At 47.9% G+C, this 17,415-nt stretch carries 16 protein-coding genes and 1 pseudogene; 4 read left to right on the top strand and 13 right to left on the bottom strand.

The window, feature by feature from the left end; translation table 11 throughout:
• Positions 1-56: 56 nt before the first annotated feature.
• From ACMHKJ_RS01630 to zwf, 5 genes are all read right to left on the bottom strand, one after another.
• Positions 57-1,394, bottom strand: a complete 1,338-nt coding sequence (locus tag ACMHKJ_RS01630; protein ID WP_413491729.1) for an ATP-binding protein — start codon at positions 1,392-1,394, stop codon at positions 57-59.
• A 26-nt stretch (positions 1,395-1,420) separates the two neighbouring features.
• Positions 1,421-2,092, bottom strand: a complete 672-nt coding sequence (gene hprR, locus ACMHKJ_RS01625) for a response regulator transcription factor HprR (protein ID WP_413491728.1) — start codon at positions 2,090-2,092, stop codon at positions 1,421-1,423.
• Between the two features lie 113 nt (positions 2,093-2,205).
• On the bottom strand, positions 2,206-2,538 hold the full coding sequence (mdtI, locus tag ACMHKJ_RS01620; protein ID WP_067362634.1) for a multidrug/spermidine efflux SMR transporter subunit MdtI: 333 nt from the start codon (positions 2,536-2,538) through the stop codon (positions 2,206-2,208).
• Between the two features lies 1 nt (position 2,539).
• Entirely contained in the window at positions 2,540-2,932 is a 393-nt protein-coding gene (gene mdtJ, locus ACMHKJ_RS01615; protein WP_067362637.1) for a multidrug/spermidine efflux SMR transporter subunit MdtJ, read from the bottom strand.
• A 506-nt stretch (positions 2,933-3,438) separates the two neighbouring features.
• A complete protein-coding gene (zwf, locus tag ACMHKJ_RS01610; protein ID WP_413491727.1) occupies positions 3,439-4,914 on the bottom strand; it encodes a glucose-6-phosphate dehydrogenase in 1,476 nt (491 codons plus the stop codon).
• Positions 4,915-5,267: 353 nt separating this feature from the next.
• Between zwf and ACMHKJ_RS01605 the strand changes: the two genes are divergently transcribed.
• Both ACMHKJ_RS01605 and pyk read left to right on the top strand, forming a co-directional pair.
• A complete protein-coding gene (locus ACMHKJ_RS01605; RefSeq protein ID WP_413491726.1) occupies positions 5,268-6,116 on the top strand; it encodes a MurR/RpiR family transcriptional regulator in 849 nt (282 codons plus the stop codon).
• 256 nt (positions 6,117-6,372) lie between these two features.
• Positions 6,373-7,815 carry a pyruvate kinase gene (gene pyk / locus ACMHKJ_RS01600; protein ID WP_413491725.1) on the top strand — a complete coding sequence of 481 codons (1,443 nt, stop codon included), beginning with the start codon at positions 6,373-6,375 and terminating at the stop codon, positions 7,813-7,815.
• Positions 7,816-7,887: 72 nt separating this feature from the next.
• On the opposite strand, the gene lpxM is transcribed toward pyk, so the two are convergent.
• The 3 genes from lpxM to znuA form a co-directional block, all read right to left on the bottom strand.
• Positions 7,888-8,868 (bottom strand): lauroyl-Kdo(2)-lipid IV(A) myristoyltransferase, encoded by a 981-nt coding sequence (lpxM, locus tag ACMHKJ_RS01595; RefSeq protein ID WP_413491724.1) that lies wholly within the window; start codon positions 8,866-8,868, stop codon positions 7,888-7,890.
• A 281-nt stretch (positions 8,869-9,149) separates the two neighbouring features.
• The gene (gene mepM, locus ACMHKJ_RS01590; RefSeq protein ID WP_413492099.1) at positions 9,150-10,508 is read right to left on the bottom strand and encodes a murein DD-endopeptidase MepM; all 1,359 of its coding nucleotides are present in this window, start codon (positions 10,506-10,508) and stop codon (positions 9,150-9,152) included.
• A gap of 22 nt (positions 10,509-10,530) precedes the next feature.
• Positions 10,531-11,445 (bottom strand): zinc ABC transporter substrate-binding protein ZnuA, encoded by a 915-nt coding sequence (gene znuA, locus ACMHKJ_RS01585; RefSeq protein WP_413491723.1) that lies wholly within the window; start codon positions 11,443-11,445, stop codon positions 10,531-10,533.
• 76 nt (positions 11,446-11,521) lie between these two features.
• On the opposite strand from znuA, the gene znuC reads away from it, so the two are divergent.
• Both znuC and znuB read left to right on the top strand, forming a co-directional pair.
• The gene (znuC, locus tag ACMHKJ_RS01580; protein WP_413491722.1) at positions 11,522-12,331 is read left to right on the top strand and encodes a zinc ABC transporter ATP-binding protein ZnuC; all 810 of its coding nucleotides are present in this window, start codon (positions 11,522-11,524) and stop codon (positions 12,329-12,331) included.
• Entirely contained in the window at positions 12,324-13,109 is a 786-nt protein-coding gene (gene znuB / locus ACMHKJ_RS01575) for a zinc ABC transporter permease subunit ZnuB (protein ID WP_067362658.1), read from the top strand. Before znuC ends, znuB begins: the two co-directional genes overlap by 8 nt.
• A 218-nt stretch (positions 13,110-13,327) precedes the next feature.
• On the opposite strand, the pseudogene ACMHKJ_RS01570 reads toward znuB, so the two are convergent.
• From ACMHKJ_RS01570 to ACMHKJ_RS01550, 5 genes and pseudogenes are all read right to left on the bottom strand, one after another.
• Positions 13,328-14,050: pseudogene (locus ACMHKJ_RS01570) on the bottom strand (glutamine amidotransferase-related protein); the annotation flags it as partial.
• Between the two features lie 214 nt (positions 14,051-14,264).
• Entirely contained in the window at positions 14,265-15,275 is a 1,011-nt protein-coding gene (ruvB, locus tag ACMHKJ_RS01565) for a Holliday junction branch migration DNA helicase RuvB (protein ID WP_067362660.1), read from the bottom strand.
• Positions 15,276-15,317: 42 nt separating this feature from the next.
• A complete protein-coding gene (ruvA, locus tag ACMHKJ_RS01560; RefSeq protein ID WP_067364691.1) occupies positions 15,318-15,932 on the bottom strand; it encodes a Holliday junction branch migration protein RuvA in 615 nt (204 codons plus the stop codon).
• A gap of 108 nt (positions 15,933-16,040) precedes the next feature.
• Positions 16,041-16,565, bottom strand: coding sequence for a crossover junction endodeoxyribonuclease RuvC (gene ruvC / locus ACMHKJ_RS01555; RefSeq protein ID WP_067364693.1), 525 nt, complete (start codon positions 16,563-16,565; stop codon positions 16,041-16,043).
• Positions 16,566-16,637: 72 nt separating this feature from the next.
• The gene (locus ACMHKJ_RS01550) at positions 16,638-17,381 is read right to left on the bottom strand and encodes a YebC/PmpR family DNA-binding transcriptional regulator (RefSeq protein ID WP_067420500.1); all 744 of its coding nucleotides are present in this window, start codon (positions 17,379-17,381) and stop codon (positions 16,638-16,640) included.
• Positions 17,382-17,415: the final 34 nt, after the last annotated feature.

The raw sequence follows: 17,415 nt of genomic DNA, 5'->3' as shown, positions 1-17,415 counted from the left end.
GTTATACCGCAGGCTCTGAATTTAAAGCTGACAAGATGATGACAATTTTGTCATGTTTATGCGATTTTCCCCGGCAACACTAAAGTAACAACATTACGGGACTCAATACGTTCAAATCTGACTTCACCGGCATGTAATTCCATAATTGCCTGAACTATGGATAACCCCAGCCCGCTTCCTTCTGAAGTACGGGCATTATCGCCACGCCAGAACCGTGTAAATACATCATCACTGTTTTCTATTACATCTCCTTCATTTATAACAGAAATCAAAATTTTATTATCGCTGATAACCGCACGGGAAATTATTGTGGTATTAACATGCGAGTACTTGACAGCATTTGATACAATATTTATCAGTGCCCGCATTAATAGCATCCGGTCGGCACTGACGCTGACACATGATATTTCATTGACTAATGTTGACCCGTTCTCTTCTGCATAAGGCGATAACAACTCATAAACATCATCCATTAGTTCAGTAACAGATACACGTTCCTGATTCAAATTAATATTTTTATTTTCGGCTCTGGCAATAAAAAGAACACTCTGGATTATTTGTGCCAATTTATCCAGCTCTTCTGTATTACTGACAATAATAGATTTATATTCATCGGCAGTCCGTGATTTTTGTAATGTGATTTCATTCTGTACTTTAATCGCATGAATGGGTGTTCTTAACTCATGCGCTAAATCATCCGCTAATTGTGTCAGTCTGGTAAAATCGTTTTTCAGTCTCGAGCGCATTATATTTAAGGAATCCCCGAGGCTTTTTAGTTCATCCGGTAATGTGCTTATATCCACAAGCTTACCAAGGGAATGAACACCTGTTTTCGCTGTGATCTGACTCAGCCGTGTAATATCCTGCAATCCCCGTCTTATCAGCCAGAGACTCAGAATAACCATAAATATAATGGCGATAGCAGAAACAGCTATACTTTTTTGCAGATATCCGGTCAGAACACTATTACGATCAACTGATAGCTTTGCGATAGTGACGTGTAATTTTCCGGTTGCTGATTGTATTTCAAAATTAACTGAAGAAAGAGGTATTCCGTCAGCTGTATTCTGATGTGAAATTGATTGTAAACTCAGATTTTCCGGGCTGACAGGGGGATATTGATTGTCCAGCGTTAATTCCGGATTGGTATCAACAATAACGGTATTTTCTGCATCTGTTATTTTAATAACATCCTGGCGTACATCCATCATGCGCTGAAAATAGATTGGCAGTGATTTTATATCAATACCGCTGATAATTAATTTTGCCAGTTGATCGGCCCGGTTAACCAATAAATTATCATCCCGGGATACTAATTCATTTTTTAATGAGTGATAGAGTATCAGTGTTACAAACCCTGCATTAATGACCATCAGCAGGATAAATAATGACATGATTTTAAACCGTAATGACTGTATTTTCATATTTCCGGCCTGTTTAAACGATATCCCATTCCACGGACAGTTTCGATTAATTTGACATCATAGTCATGGTCTATTTTTTTTCTCAGACGCCGGATAGCCACATCAACAATATTGGTATCACTTTCAAAATCAATTCCCCATACTTCACCGGCAATCAGGGTTCTCGGTAAAATATCTCCCGCATGAAGGGCAAAAAAGAGCAACAATGAATATTCCTGGCGTGTCAGTGTTATTTTTATTCCACCCCGCTGTACTTCATGACGGGTAAGGTCAATCTTGAGATCAGCAATATCAATTACTGCCGATACCGGTTGATGGACACGTAATTGATTTTTTACTCTTGCCAGCAGCTCAGAAAATGAAAATGGCTTAACTAAATAATCATTAGCGCCCAGCTCCAGCCCTTTCACTCTGTCCGCTACCGCGTCCCGGGCTGTCAGGCAAATAACAGGTACCGTTTTAGATGTACGCAGTGTTTTCAGGACTTCCCAGCCATCCATCCCCGGCAGCATAATATCTAAAATAATCAGCCGGTAGTCATTTTCAAGCACGAGATAAAGACCATCCCTGCCGTCTGTGGTGATATCAACAATAAACCCGGTTTCTTCCAGTCCTTTTTTAACCCAGCTACCGGTTTTTTCATGATCTTCAATCAGTAATATTTTCATTTTTGCTACCCGGAAATTGCGCTTATGGTATCTGTCTGTCAGTTTATTTTAATTTTGGACATAAAAAAACCGCAGACGACGGAAAGGTGTCTGCGGTTTCAGTATCAGTGTAATTACGCGAATTTAATCATCACCATACCCAGCAGAAGCAGAACAATACCGCCCCAGCCTTTGTAATTGAGGCGCTGATTAAACAAGATCCAGCCCGCAGCGACGGTTGCCACAATCCCGAATGCACCCCAGAGTGCATACGCCACAGATAACTCAATACCGCGGACCGCCAGTGCCAGGCAACTGAATGCACCTAATACTGCCAGCAGTGATAATATCCCCAGCCATACGCGTTTAAAGCCGTTTGACATCTTCAGCAGGATATTGGCCATAATCTCCAACACCACAGCCAGCAGTAAAAATGCCCCGTGCCACCATTCAAATGTCGACAACATATTACGCCCCTTTCATCATCTCGTTCAGTGGCGCATAAGACGGTTTTGCAACAGGCTGTTTTTTCTGTACTGCTTTTTTGGTACCGTATTTAATCAGGGTGATCCCTGCAATTAACAGCGCCAGACCGCCCAGTTTCATTGGCGAAAGTGATTCCTGGAACCACATCACACTGAATGTGGTAATGATGAGGATCCCAATTCCTTCCCACAGCGCGTATGCCACGCCGAGAGCCACTTTTTTAACCGCCATGGACAGTAAAATATAAGATGCAGCGATCATGATATACATCACAACCATTCCTGCGGTGTCGCCTGAAACACTTGCGTATTTCATCGACAATGTTCCTATGACCTCAGTCACAATGGCCAAGCCTAAAAACATCCAGTAAATCATAGTTATTTTTCCTGATGTACAACGCATACAGGTTTACGACACACCATAAAGAAGGTGCGTGACCGGTCGCGTTTAACGCTAAACGAAAATGTTAAATATAACAGTGCAACCAAAAGCGCAGCGGCGTTTGGCTCGTCAGACGGAAAGAGAAATAGCTATAATTCGCTGTACCAATAGTGCTCGCTTGATACGATAGCGGAAAGGAAAAGTACGTGGGTAGAACGTCGGATTTTAATCCTGCTACTACTGTCGCTTTGCATGATGTCTTATTCTTTTGTTTGTACCCGGTCGGGTCACAACAATGAAAGAATCCTCCGGTTATTAATATTAACATCATTTTTATCACAACTAACTGCGTTCAGCAATGCCGTCGCTCATTATTTTTTAGTAAATAATTTTATTTTTTAGGTAGTTACAAAAATGGCCAGCTTCTTATTCAGAAGATGACCATATTTAAGCAGGCTCAAACCCGCCGTTCACGGGTTTTTATGCGACCAGCTGTATAATTATTCCAGTTCGTTCCAGGAGTGCCCGTCACGTGCCATCATAGCAATAGAGGCGATTGGTCCCCAGCTTCCCGCCTGATATGGCTTAGGTGGTTCATTGTCCAGTGACCACGCATGCATAATGGAATCCACCCACTTCCAGGCTTCCTCCACTTCGTCACGACGGACAAACAGAGCCTGAATGCCGCGCATAGCTTCGAGCAGCAGACGTTCATAGGCATCGGCAATATGAGTCTGGTTAAAGGTTTCCGAGAAGCTCAGATCCAGCTTGGTCGTTTGCAGACGATGCTTGTGATCCAGCCCCGGCGCTTTGTTCAGCACTTCAATATCGATACCTTCATCCGGCTGTAAACGAATAGTCAGTTTATTCGGCGGCAGATGCTGGTATGTCTCATTAAAGATATTCAGGGACGGCTGTTTGAAATACACCACCACTTCAGAGCATTTTGACGGCATACGCTTGCCGGTACGCAGGTAGAACGGTACACCGGACCAGCGCCAGTCATCGATATCCGCGCGGATCGCCACAAAGGTTTCTGTCTGACTGACGGTATTCGCACCCTCTTCATCCAGATAGCCCGGCACTTTTGTGCCATGGACAAACCCGCCCGTATATTGCCCGCGAACGGTTTTCTCCCGGACATTACTGATATCAATGGTTCGCAGCGAGCGCAGAACTTTCACTTTCTCATCACGGATGCGGTCACTGCTCAGGTCATCCGGCGGCGACATCGCAATCATGGTCAGAATTTGCAGCAAATGGCTCTGCACCATATCGCGCATCTGGCCGGCTTTATCAAAATAGCCCCAGCGCCCTTCAATACCCACTTCTTCTGCCACTGTTATCTGGACATGATCGATTGTCCGGTTATCCCAGTTATTCACAAACAGCGAGTTGGCAAAGCGCAGCGCCAGCAGATTCAGTACCGTTTCTTTTCCGAGATAATGGTCGATACGATAAATCTGGCTCTCTTTAAAGTATTTTGCCACTTCGGTATTGATAGCCTGAGAAGACTCAAGATCATTACCCAGCGGTTTTTCCATCACCACACGGCTTGGTTCTTTATTCAGATGCGCTTCGCCCAGCCCTCTGCACATGGCACTGAATGTGCTTGGCGGCATAGCAAAATAATAAACGGAGGTATTTTTATTTTCCGCAATAATATTTGCCAGACTTTTAAAATGGGATAAATCATTCACATCAAGATTGCAGAATCCCAGGCGGGCACTGAAACGCGCCCACAGCTCCGGATCCAGCGGCTCATTCAGGAAGGTATTAAACGCCTCTTCCACAAACTGCTGATATTCCTCACGGGACCATTCTGCACGACCTGCGCCGATAATACGGGTTTCAGGGTGAATATTGCCTGCTTTTTCAAGCTGATATAAGGATGGAAGTAACTTGCGGCGTGCGAGATCGCCTTTGGTGCCAAAAATGACTAAATCACAAGCGGGAGCCGTTGCTGTCAACGCCATAAAAAACCTCTCCTCGTGGCAGTGGAATTGTAATTTTGTTACAGAGATAACGAATAATGTACTCGTTTGCGCCCGGTCAGTAAACATAAATGCGGGTTACAGCACATTTTTGCTGCCTTCCCGGCAAGTACGGGTCTGTGGCCACATCACAATGTGATTTTCAGTAATATGTAATAAAATTACTTTTTTGATGCAAATTTACCGGAATGAAAGTCAGACACAGCTCAAACTTTCAAAAAAAAGCCTTATTCTCCGCCGGTTATCCCCTGTTCTGCCCCGGTTTACGTAGTATATTTTCAGAAAATAATGACAGCCTGTCGTGTCACACAGATCAATATAAAAGGCAAAGTGGTATGAATATTTTAGACCGGCTGCGTAACAGTCTGGATTATCTGAGTAAATCTGAAAAAAAAGTGGCGGAGACAATCCTGGGTGCGCCGCAGATAGCCATCCATTCCAGCATTGCCACTCTTGCCAAAATGGCGGATGTCAGTGAACCGACGGTTAATCGTTTCTGCCGCCGTCTGGATACCAAAGGATTCCCGGATTTCAAACTGCTGCTGGCACAAAGCCTGGCTAACGGCACTCCCTATGTCAGCCGCAATGTCGATGAAAATGACTCTGTTGATGCCTATACCAGTAAGATATTTGAATCCGCCATGGCAGGGTTGGATGCGGTCAGAAGCACACTCGATATGCTGACCATCAACCGCGCCGTGGATTGCCTGACCCAGGCACGGAAAATAGCATTTTTTGGCCTGGGGGCATCTGCTGCCGTTGCCCATGACGCCATGAATAAATTTTTCCGCTTTAACATCCCCGTTATTTATTCTGATGATGTTGTTATACAACGCATGAGTTGCATCAATAGTACAGAAGGTGATGTCGTCGTGCTGATTTCCCATACCGGACGCACCAAAAACCTGGTTGAAATAGCCCGCATTGCCCGTGAAAATGATGCCACCGTGCTGGCAATCACATCAGAAAATTCACCGCTTGCTGCCGAAGCCTCTGTCACTATCATACTAAATGTCCCGGAGGACACTGATATTTATATGCCGATGGTGTCACGTCTGGCACAACTGACCATTATTGATGTCCTCGCCACCGGTTTTACCCTGCGCCGTGGTCCGAAATTCCGTGATAACCTGAAACGTGTCAAAGACGCACTGAAAGACTCCCGCATTGACAAACTCTGTTAGTTTTTAATCATTTGTGTCGTTTTGACACATTTACTGCCGCTGACTGCAATTAATGTCACGAATTAGTAACATGGTGAATGATACGATATACCTGACTCACTGTTTTACATTTGCTGACTCGATTTTTATTTTAATTACGCGATAATCAAACAGGAGTGAATCGATTTTACACTCACTATCCGGTAAATGATCCGCCGGACGGAAGAGTGTTTTTATTAACACCAGTTTTACCTTATTCAGGTCAACGGAGAAATGTATGTCAACACGTCTCAGAAGAACAAAAATTGTGACGACCCTGGGTCCGGCTACGGATCGTGATAATAATCTCGAAAAAATCATTCAGGCGGGAGCAAACGTTGTCCGCATGAACTTCTCTCACGGCAGCCCGGAAGATCACGTTGAACGTGCGGTAAAAGTCCGTGAAATTGCCGCACGCCTCGGTGTTCAGGTAGCGATTTTAGGTGACCTTCAGGGCCCGAAAATCCGCGTATCCACCTTTAAAGATAATAAAATCTTGCTGAGCGTCGGTGATAAATTCATCCTTGATGCTGAGCTGGGTAAAGGTGAAGGTACCAATGAGCACGTCGGTATTGATTACAAAAAATTGCCGGAAGATGTGGTTCCCGGCGATATTCTGTTACTTGATGATGGCCGCGTTCAGCTGAAAGTGCTGGATGTAAAAGGCGCAAAAATTATGACGGAAGTGACTGTTGGTGGTTTACTTTCTAATAATAAAGGGATTAATAAACAGGGCGGCGGGCTGTCTGCTGATGCACTGACTGAAAAAGACAAAGAAGACATCAAAACAGCCGCCAGAATTAATGTTGATTACCTTGCTGTCTCCTTCCCGCGCTGCGCGGAAGATTTACATCTTGCACGCCGCCTCGCCCGTGATGCCGGTTGTGAAGCCCAGATTGTCTCCAAAGTGGAGCGCGCAGAAGCCGTTGCCACTGATCAGGTAATGGATGAGATTATCCTCGCCTCTGATGTGGTGATGGTTGCCCGTGGTGATCTCGGCGTGGAAATCGGCGATCCGGAGCTTGTCGGTGTCCAGAAAAAACTGATTCGCCGCAGCCGTCAACTGAATCGTGTCGTTATCACCGCGACTCAGATGATGGAATCAATGATAACGAACCCGATGCCGACCCGCGCAGAAGTCATGGATGTGGCAAATGCCGTTCTTGATGGTACGGATGCTGTGATGCTTTCTGCTGAAACGGCGGCGGGTCAGTATCCGGCTGAAACGGTTGAAGCGATGGCGCGTGTCTGTCTGGGTGCGGAGAAAATGCCTAACGTAAATATCTCCAAACATCGCATGGACAAGACATTCGACAATCCGGAAGAAGCGATTGCAATGTCAACTATGTATGCAGCGAACCATCTCAATGGTGTGAAAGCTATTATCGCCATGACAGAATCCGGTCGTACCGCCCGTATGATGTCCCGCATCAGTTCCGGTCTGCCAATCTTTGCTATGTCGCGTCATGAAAAAACCCTGAACCAGACAGCGCTTTACCGTGGTGTAACCCCGGTATTTTGCAGCACACACACTGACGGTCTTGCCGCAGTAACTGAAGCGGTCAGTCGTTTGCGTGAAAAAGGCTATCTCTTCCCCGGGGATCTTGTGATGGTCACTCAGGGGGATCAGATGGGTCTGGTCGGCAGCACTAATACCAGCCGTATTCTTGAAGTGAAATAATTACCTGAGATTACAAACAAAACCGCCGGTCATCTGACCGGCGGTTTTGTTATGATGTAATGAACGGCCCCGTCAGGGCAATTCTTTTCTCTTGAACCGCTGATACGGCTCTTCCTCACCGTCACGACGGGTTTTCAGCAGTTTCAGAATCCAGGTGTACTGCTCAATATTCGGGCGTACAAGCGCTTCCACTTCTTCATTCATGCGCCTTGCGATATACGGATCATCCTGCCCGTCAATATCATCCATCGGCGGACGCACATGAATATGAAACTGATGATTTTTGTGATCGTACACCGGAAACAGCGGAACAATCGCGGCTTTGCAGACTTTCATCAGCCGCCCGATAGCCGGCAGTGTTGCTTTGTAAGTGCTGAAGAACGGCACAAACTCACTGTGCTCTGCACCATGATCCTGATCCGGCAGATAATAACCACTGTAGCCATTACGGACACTGGCAATAAATGGCTTAATTCCGGCTTCACGTGAATGCAGACGCCCGCCGAAATGCACCCGCGCTTTGTTCCATAAATAGTCCGCGACCGGGTTTTTCTGATGATGGAACATGCCCGCGACTTTATTTCCCTGCGCAGCAAACAACATTGCCGGTAAATCTATCGCCCAGCCGTGCGGCACCATAAAGATAATATTGCGCCCCTGCGCCTGTAAGCCATCAATAATGTCCTGCCCGTGAACCTGTGTGCGGGAAATAACCCGCTGAGGATTACGCAGACAAAGCTCTGCCAGCATCACAAACGCATGAGGAGCACTGGCAAACATATTATCCGCCAGTACCTCCCGCTCTGCCGCAGGCATATCAGGGAAGCAGTAATAAAGATTAATCAGTGCTCTGCGACGAGCACTTTTGGCTAAGCGTCCGGCTATTTTACCAATACCCGCCAGCATAGGATCACGTAATTTAACCGGCAAAAACGTCAGCCCGGCCAGAGCCCCTGCCGCCGCCCACATTCCCCAGTATTTCGGGTGCAGATAGTGGCGGTGAAATGTCGGGATATATCCCGCTTTGCTGTCTGTATCGGTTTCTTTATTCACAGATGGACACCAATATTGAATTAAATATATATATCATAGTGTTATAACTATTTTAACGTATCATTATTAATTATTTATGATCAGATGTATACCCTTGTTTATTCAAACTGCAGGTTCGTTAGCTGCACTCAGCCACCCGGGTCACATACTGATGTATGCTCCCCGTCTGTCTTTCCTTGCCGCCTGCCTGCATCTCGAATGTCATTGGGTACAATTAAAATTCGCTACAACGGATGAACAGAACGCGGATACCTGAGTACCCGCGTTCGCAGAAGAAGATATTAATTGAAGGTCAGTTGCGGGCGCTGCTGTTTAACCACAGACAGGTAATTCGCACGATCTTTGCCGGACAATCCGCCGGAGCGTGGTAATTTAGCCGTTAACGGGTTCACCGCCTGCTCACCGTTCCAGACTTCAAAATGCAGATGTGGACCGGTTGAACGCCCGGTATTTCCGGATAATCCGACCTTGTCACCCCGCTTCACTTTCTGACCGGGCTTGACTAATAATTTACGCATATGCATGTAGCGGGTCGTAAACTGGCGTCCGTGGCGGATTGCCACAAAATTTCCGGCAGCACCGCTGAATTTCGCCACAACCACTTCCCCGTCACCGACTGCCAGCACTGGTGTACCGACCGGCATCGCAAAATCGACGCCTTTATGCGGCGCAATACGCCCGGTTACCGGGTTTACGCGACGCGGATTAAAGTGAGAAGAAACACGGAACTGTTTACCTGTCGGGAAACGCAGAAAACCGCGCTCCAGGCCATCACCTTTAGCATCATAAAAACGGCCGTCTTCTGCACGGAATGCATAATAGTCACGTCCGTTAGTATGCAGACGGATAGCCATCATCTGGCTCTGCTCCTGTTTGCCGTCCAGCATTTCGCGGGAGGTTAACACCGTAAAGCTGTCGCCGTTTTTCACCCGGCGGACATCCACCTGCCATTGTAATGCTTTTGCGATATCCCGCACTTCACTGCGGCTTAAACCGGCTTTACTGACACTGGCATTCAGGCTGCCGCTGACTTTTCCGCTGATGCGTTTTGTCTGCCATTCACCTTCACGGGTTTCTTTGGTTTCTTTAAATCCGTTGCCGCTGCGGACATATGTCCGGGTTTCACGGCGGTTAACCGTCCAGCTCAGGGATTTCAGTTCCCCGTCTTCGTTCAGTTCCCAGGCAAGGGTCTGTCCGATCTGAAGATTGCGCAACCCTTTGTATTTATTTGATAATAATGCAACATCAGACGAATCGATACCGTATTGTGTCAGAATGGCAGATAAACTGTCGCCATTTGCAACGGTATATTCCAGTGATGTCGGAATGACAGTATCGGTTGGTGATGATTCATCAACATCATCAGACTCTTTTGCCAGACCTTCATCCGGTAACTGGTCGCTGCTGTCAGTAATGATATCATCGGTATCCGCATCCACCTGAATAGTGCTGAGATCCGCAGGCGGCGCAAAATCTGATTCAATATACTGTTCGTTATCGGATGTCCGTTCGTGATATACAGCAAACGGGTGCCAGACAGCGACACCCAGAGTTGCGGCAGTTAACATTCCCAGCATCATGCGATGCGCTTTCGGTAACTGGTTGTATACCAGAACGGCGGATTTTGCCATTTGCTGCAATTGCACGCGTTCTGTTCCTTATTTATTGCTCCAGGCAGGATGCGTACTGCGTCGATAACCGGGACAGGAACTCGGTATAACCGTCCCTGCCCACTGCAATTCCGCTGCCCAGCGGGTCAAGTACGCCCATCTTCGCGTTCGTACCTTTGGCTACCGCTGTAATGACTGCCGGCCTGAATTGTGGCTCAGCAAATACACATAATGTGTCTTGCTCAGCCAGCTTTAATTTGATGTTGCTGAGTGTCTGAGCTCCCGGCGAAATTTCAGGATTGATCGTAAAATGCCCTGAAGGCGACAGATCGAAGCGTTTTTCAAAATAACCGTAAGCATCATGAAAAACAAAATATCCCTTATTTTTTACCGGTGCCAGCTGCTGACTGATATTCTTCTCAGTTTCAGTAAGTTGTCCATTGAATTTACGCAGGTTTACGTCCAGCGCAGGTTTTTTATCCGGATAACTCTCAAGGAGTTTATTATAGACAACCTGAGCTGTTTGCCGTGCAATATCAGGCGATAACCACAGGTGCATATTATATACTCCGTGGTGATGATGTCCGTCGTCGTCGTGGTCATCATCTTCATTGTTTTTCAGCAAAAACGGCCTGACTTGCTCAAGCTCACTGATAACAATCTGTTTTTGCGCCGGAACAACCGCTAACGGCTTTTGCAAAAAGGTTTCCAACTCCGGCCCGACCCATATAACCAAATCCGCCGACCGGATTTTTTTCAGATCAGAGGGTTTCAGTGCATAATCATGGGGCGATGCGCCATCGGGCAGTAAAATCTGTGTGTCCGTTACGCCATCAGCGATAGCGGCTGCGATTAATCCGACAGGACGTAATGATGTTAACACATCCGCACTGGCGGTTTGTGCGCTTAAACTCAAAAAAGTGGCGATAAACACCGTTTTTATACCGCGCCGTGACTGATGTAACATAATTTAAACTCCGTGACATGATTTTAGTAATGTTATATTATAACGTTTCACTCATTCTGCAAGATAACAATTTCCCATGTCAACACTTATCGCGGTAAATGATGTATCCGTTACTTTCGGCAGCAATACCGTGCTGGAAGACATTTCATTTGCATTAACACCGGGTAAAATCATCACCCTTCTCGGGCCCAACGGCGCAGGAAAATCCACGATCGTCCGTGTCGTTCTCGGGCTTATCGCACCGTCATCAGGGTCAGTAACACGTACACCCGGGTTAACCGTCGGCTATGTTCCGCAAAAACTGTATCTTGACCCGACCATGCCCCTGACCGTTGCCCGCTTTCTGCATCTCAAACGCGGTGTCAGCAAAGCAGATTGCCTGACAGCACTCGGGCGGGTAAACGCCGCTCATCTGACGGACAAACCGATGCAGCGCCTCTCGGGCGGTGAAATGCAGCGTGTACTGCTGGCACGGGCACTGTTAGCCCGCCCTCAGTTGCTGGTACTGGATGAACCGACTCAGGGCGTGGATGTGAATGGTCAGGTGGTATTGTATGATTTAATCACACAACTGCGTGATGAACTAAACTGTGCCGTATTGATGGTTTCCCACGACCTGCATCTGGTGATGGCAAAAACAGATACCGTACTCTGTATTAACCGCCATATCTGCTGCTCCGGTGAACCGGATATTGTTGCGGCACATCCGGAATTTACGGCGATGTTCGGCACCCGTGCCGCCACACAAATCGGGGTTTACCGTCATCATCATAACCACAGTCATGAGAATGCCGGAGCGGTTGCATCCCCTTCAGCGCCCTGCTGCGGCAACCATTCACCTGTAAGCGGATCACCGGATAGTGCCGCGGAGTGCCGTCATGATTGAGTTACTGTTACCCGGCTGGCTCGCCGGTATGTTGCTGGCTATTGCAGCCGGTCCGCTCGGCTCCTTTGTGGTCTGGCGACGGATGTCCTACTTCGGGGATACTCTGGCACATGCGTCACTGCTGGGCGTCGCTTTTGGTTTATTGCTCAATGTCAGTCCGTTTTATGCGGTGATCGCGGTCACGCTGATCCTGGCGCTGCTGCTCGCCTGGCTGGAGCGCCGCCCGCAACTGGCGGTTGATACCCTGCTGGGCATTATGGCGCACAGTGCGCTGTCACTCGGTCTGGTGGTGGTCAGTCTGATGTCTGACGTCCGTGTCGATTTGATGGCTTATCTGTTCGGTGATCTGCTGTCAGTCACTTATGAAGATCTGCTGCCGATAGCCGTCGGTGTGGTAATTGTCACCGGTTTGCTGTTATGGCAATGGCGGAATTTACTGTCAGTAACGATAAGTCCTGAACTGGCGTTTGTTGACGGTATACAGCCCGGTCGCCTGCGGATGATGCTGATGTTAGTCACGGCACTGACTATCGGACTCGCAATGAAATTTGTCGGAGCACTGATTATCACATCATTACTGATAATCCCTGCCGCCGCTGCCCGTCGTTTTGCGCGGACACCGGAACAGATGGCAGCCGGAGCGGTAATTATCGGTATAATTGCCATTACCGGCGGGTTAGCACTTTCTGCCGTTTATGACACCCCGGCAGGTCCGTCAGTTGTACTGTCTGCAGCATGCTGTTTTATTCTGAGTCTGCTGGTTAAACCTAAGAACTAAGATCCGGTATACCCTTATTCATTCAAATTGCAGGTTCGTTGGCGGCTTGAATAATATTGGGTATATAAATAAAAACCCCCGCCGGTATGCACAGCGGGGGTTTTTGTTAACGACCATCGGGATGATTACAGGCCGGTCACCGGATGGATAGATCGGCGTTTTTTCGTCTTCGCCATCGGGCGGTGAAGTTTCTTTTCTTCTGTTTTCTCTGTTTTACCACTTCGGCTGACAGTGTAGCCCAGAGCTAACTTATCGAGGAATTCAATAAGCTTCTCATTCATTTCACTGTAGCTGTGACGGCGGATAGCGCTCGGCGTATCAACAAAGCGGAAAGTTGACGCGGATTTCAGGTCATCTTCACTATTGAGGATCAGATATTCAACCACATCGCGGGTAAATTCCATGTGACACTGGAAACCAAATACCCGGTTGCTGTAGGCAACAATCTGTCGCGGACATCCGGCACTGAAGGCAATAATCTGCGCATTTTCAGTAAGTCCCGGCATATCATTGTGCCAGTGACCCACACCCAGAGAATCCCCGAAATTCGAGAAAAGCTGGCTGCGTTTTCCCGCATTGGTGATATGCATCGTAAACTTACCTATCTCTTTGTCAGGGCTTTGTTCATACGGTGCCCCTAGTGCTTCACCGATAAGCTGTGCGCCGAGGCAGACACCAATGACGGCTTTATTTGCCGCAATGGCGTTGGCAATAAATGCCTGCTCTTTTTTCGAATCAAAATAAGAGCATTCAGCTGTTGTTGTTGCCGGGCTTTGCGGGCCGCCCATCACAATCAGAAAATCAATACCGCTGACACTGTCAGGCAGCTTATCACCTTCATAAAGACGGGTGAATGTGACGTTGAATTTGTTCTTCCGTGCCCAATATTCGTAAGCGCCCGGCGCTTCAAAATAGTCATGAATGATAAAATGAACGCGCATAGTCAGTTCCCTTTCACTATATAGAAATTATCCTTTCTACAGTACAGGGTTACGACTGCGCATGCCAATTTTAAAATATCGAATAATCACCAATTACAGCGGATTACTCCCGGAATAATCCCCGGAAAAATCATTTAATTATCATGAATATAAAAAGATAAGCATATAATGTTTAATTGATTAATTATTAACCAATCTGGTTTTATTATCCTGCTTATTGGTTTCCGTGATGTTCAATCCCGAAATGACGATAAGCGTGTATCGTCGCCAGTCGTCCGCGAGGGGTCCGCTGGATAAAGCCCTGCTGAATTAAGAACGGCTCAATTACATCTTCGATGGTTTCCCGCTCTTCTCCAATGGCCGCAGCCAGGTTATCCAGACCGACGGGGCCACCCATAAATTTATCAATAATAGTGACTAATAACTTACGGTCGAGATAATCAAATCCGGCGGCATCCACACTCAGCATATCCAGCGCCAGCCCGGCGGTAGATTCGTCTATCGACCCGTCACCTTTCACCTGGGCAAAATCCCGCACCCGCCGTAACAGACGGTTGGTAATACGCGGTGTCCCGCGTGAGCGCATGGCTATCTGACGGGCACCTTCAGCAGACATATCCACGCCCATAAAATGGGCGCTGCGGCTGACAATATGCTGTAAATCATCCACATTATAAAACTCAAGTCGCTGGACAATACCAAAACGGTCACGCAGCGGAGAGGTCAGAGAACCCGCCCTGGTTGTCGCACCAATCAGGGTAAACGGCGGCAAATCAATTTTAATCGAGCGGGCAGCCGGACCTTCGCCGATCATAATATCCAGCTGATAATCTTCCATTGCCGGATACAAAATTTCTTCGACCACCGGTGATAAGCGGTGAATTTCATCGATAAATAAGACATCATGAGGCTCGAGGTTAGTCAGCATTGCCGCCAGATCACCGGCTTTTTCCAGTACCGGACCGGATGTTGTGCGCAGATTAACACCCATTTCATTGGCAACAATGTTTGCCAGCGTAGTTTTCCCGAGCCCGGGCGGACCAAAAATCAGCAGATGATCGAGAGCGTCTCCGCGCTGACGTGCCGCTTCGATAAAAATTTCCATCTGTGAACAGACCTGCGGCTGACCCACATATTCCGCCAGGAATTTCGGACGGATTGCGCGATCCACCACTTCATCATCCGGTAATGTTTCTGCCGTAATCAGTCTGTCTGCTTCAATCATGACCTGTCACCCCGTTCTGCCGTCATCATCTTTTCGTTATATTTACAGCGCAGCGCGCAGTGCTTCGCGGATCAGTGTTTCACTGTCAGCACCCGGTTTGGTTACTTTCGCAATCATCCGGCTGGCTTCCTGTGGTTTATACCCCAGGGAAATCAGTGCTTCAACAGCTTCAGATTCCGCATCTGCCTGCGTATTACCCGCCTGCTGACTTGCCGGCAGTGACATTTCCGCATCACGGAACAGGTCGCCGTTAAGCCCTTTAAAACGGTCTTTCATTTCAACAACCAGGCGCTCGGCAATTTTTTTACCGACACCCGGTAATTTAACAAGCTGTGCCACCGCGCCCTGCTCAATCGCCGCAACAAATTGCTGAGCAGACATTCCCGAGAGGATAGCCAGCGCCAGTTTGGGTCCGACGCCGTTGACTTTGATTAATTCGCGGAACAGCGCGCGTTCCTGTTTATCATTAAACCCGTACAGCAACTGTGCATCTTCGCGCACAATAAACTGGGTAAACAGGATAGCTTCCTGTCCCACGTCAGGCAATTCATAAAAGCAGGTCATCGGCATGTGAACTTCATAGCCCACACCATTCGTTTCTAATAATACGATAGGTGGCTGTTTTTCCAGCACAATACCTCTAAGTCGTCCGATCACGCGCGTTTCCTTTATAATTACCGGCAGTGCCCGTTTATAACATAAAAAAAGCTGGACGTATATCCAGCTGTCGGAAAATTCAGTTTACCACGCACGGATACCGGGCGGTTACTCTTTCAGCCGTCCGCGCGCCATCACCAGGCGTGGTTGCCCCATCTGTATTAAATTCTGATTGAAATGACAGTGAGTAATGGCAATCGCCAGCGCATCGGCGGCATCGGCCTGCGGCGCTGCCGAGAGTTTAAGGATAGAGCGCACCATGTGCTGCACCTGCGCTTTCTCTGCGGCACCCGTACCGGTAACTGACTGTTTGACCTGGCGGGCGGCATATTCAAATACCGGGATACTATTATTAACTGCGGCGAGAATAGCCACACCACGCGCCTGCCCGAGTTTCAGGGCAGAATCGGCATTTTTAGCCATAAAGACCTGCTCGATGGCAAAATTGTCCGGCTGATACTGTGTGATGATTTCGCTGACACCGGCGTAAATTTTTCCGAGCCGGGACGGAAGGTCTGCGACCTGTGTGCGGATACAGCCGCTGCCGATATACAGCAACCGGCGGCCCTGCTGGCGGATAACACCATAACCGGTCACCCGGGAGCCGGGGTCAATACCCAGAATAATGGACATAGGAGAACCGCGTATTTGCAGAGAGAGTACAGAGAGATACACCATGTGCATCCCTCTGTAAAGGGAAGACGATTACAGCAGCGCTGCGATTTCGTCAGAGATTTCGCCGTTGTGGTAGACTTCCTGCACATCATCAGAGTCTTCCAGCATATCAATCAGGCGCATCAGTTTTGGTGCCGTTTCTTCATCAAGATCTGCTTTGGTGGACGGGATCATGGACACTTCAGCTGATTCCGCGGTAAACCCGGCGGCATCCATCGCATCCTTCACATCACCAAGAGATTCCCATGCGGTATACACATCGATAGCACCGTCATCAAAGGCTTCAACATCTTCGGCACCTGATTCCAGAGCAGCTTCCATCACAGCGTCTTCATCCAGACCCGGTGCATAAGAAATTACACCTTTACGGGTGAAGAGATAAGCCACAGAGCCGTCAGTACCTAAGTTACCGCCGGTTTTGGTGAACGCGTGGCGCACATCAGAAACAGTACGTTTGCGGTTGTCAGTCAGACATTCCACCATTACCGCTGTGCCACCCGGGCCGTAACCTTCGTACACAATGGATTCCATGTTATCGTTTTCATCGTTACCCGCCCCGCGTGCAATCGCACGGTTCAGGGTATCGCGGGTCATATTATTTGATAACGCTTTATCCACTGCCGCGCGCAGACGTGGGTTAGATGCAGGATCAGGACCACCAATGCGGGACGCCGTGACTAATTCACGAATGATTTTCGTGAAAATTTTACCGCGCTTAGAATCCTGAGCTGCTTTGCGGTGTTTGGTGTTGGCCCATTTACTATGACCTGCCATTCTCTAATCTCCAAATTAAGTCTTTACGACGTTC

It is taken from the genome of Morganella psychrotolerans, assembly GCF_965118875.1.
In the GTDB taxonomy this organism is placed as follows: Bacteria; Pseudomonadota; Gammaproteobacteria; order Enterobacterales; family Enterobacteriaceae; genus Morganella; species Morganella psychrotolerans_C.
Note: the sequence above shows the minus strand (reverse complement) of the source record. Positions and strands in the feature narration are given on the sequence as shown.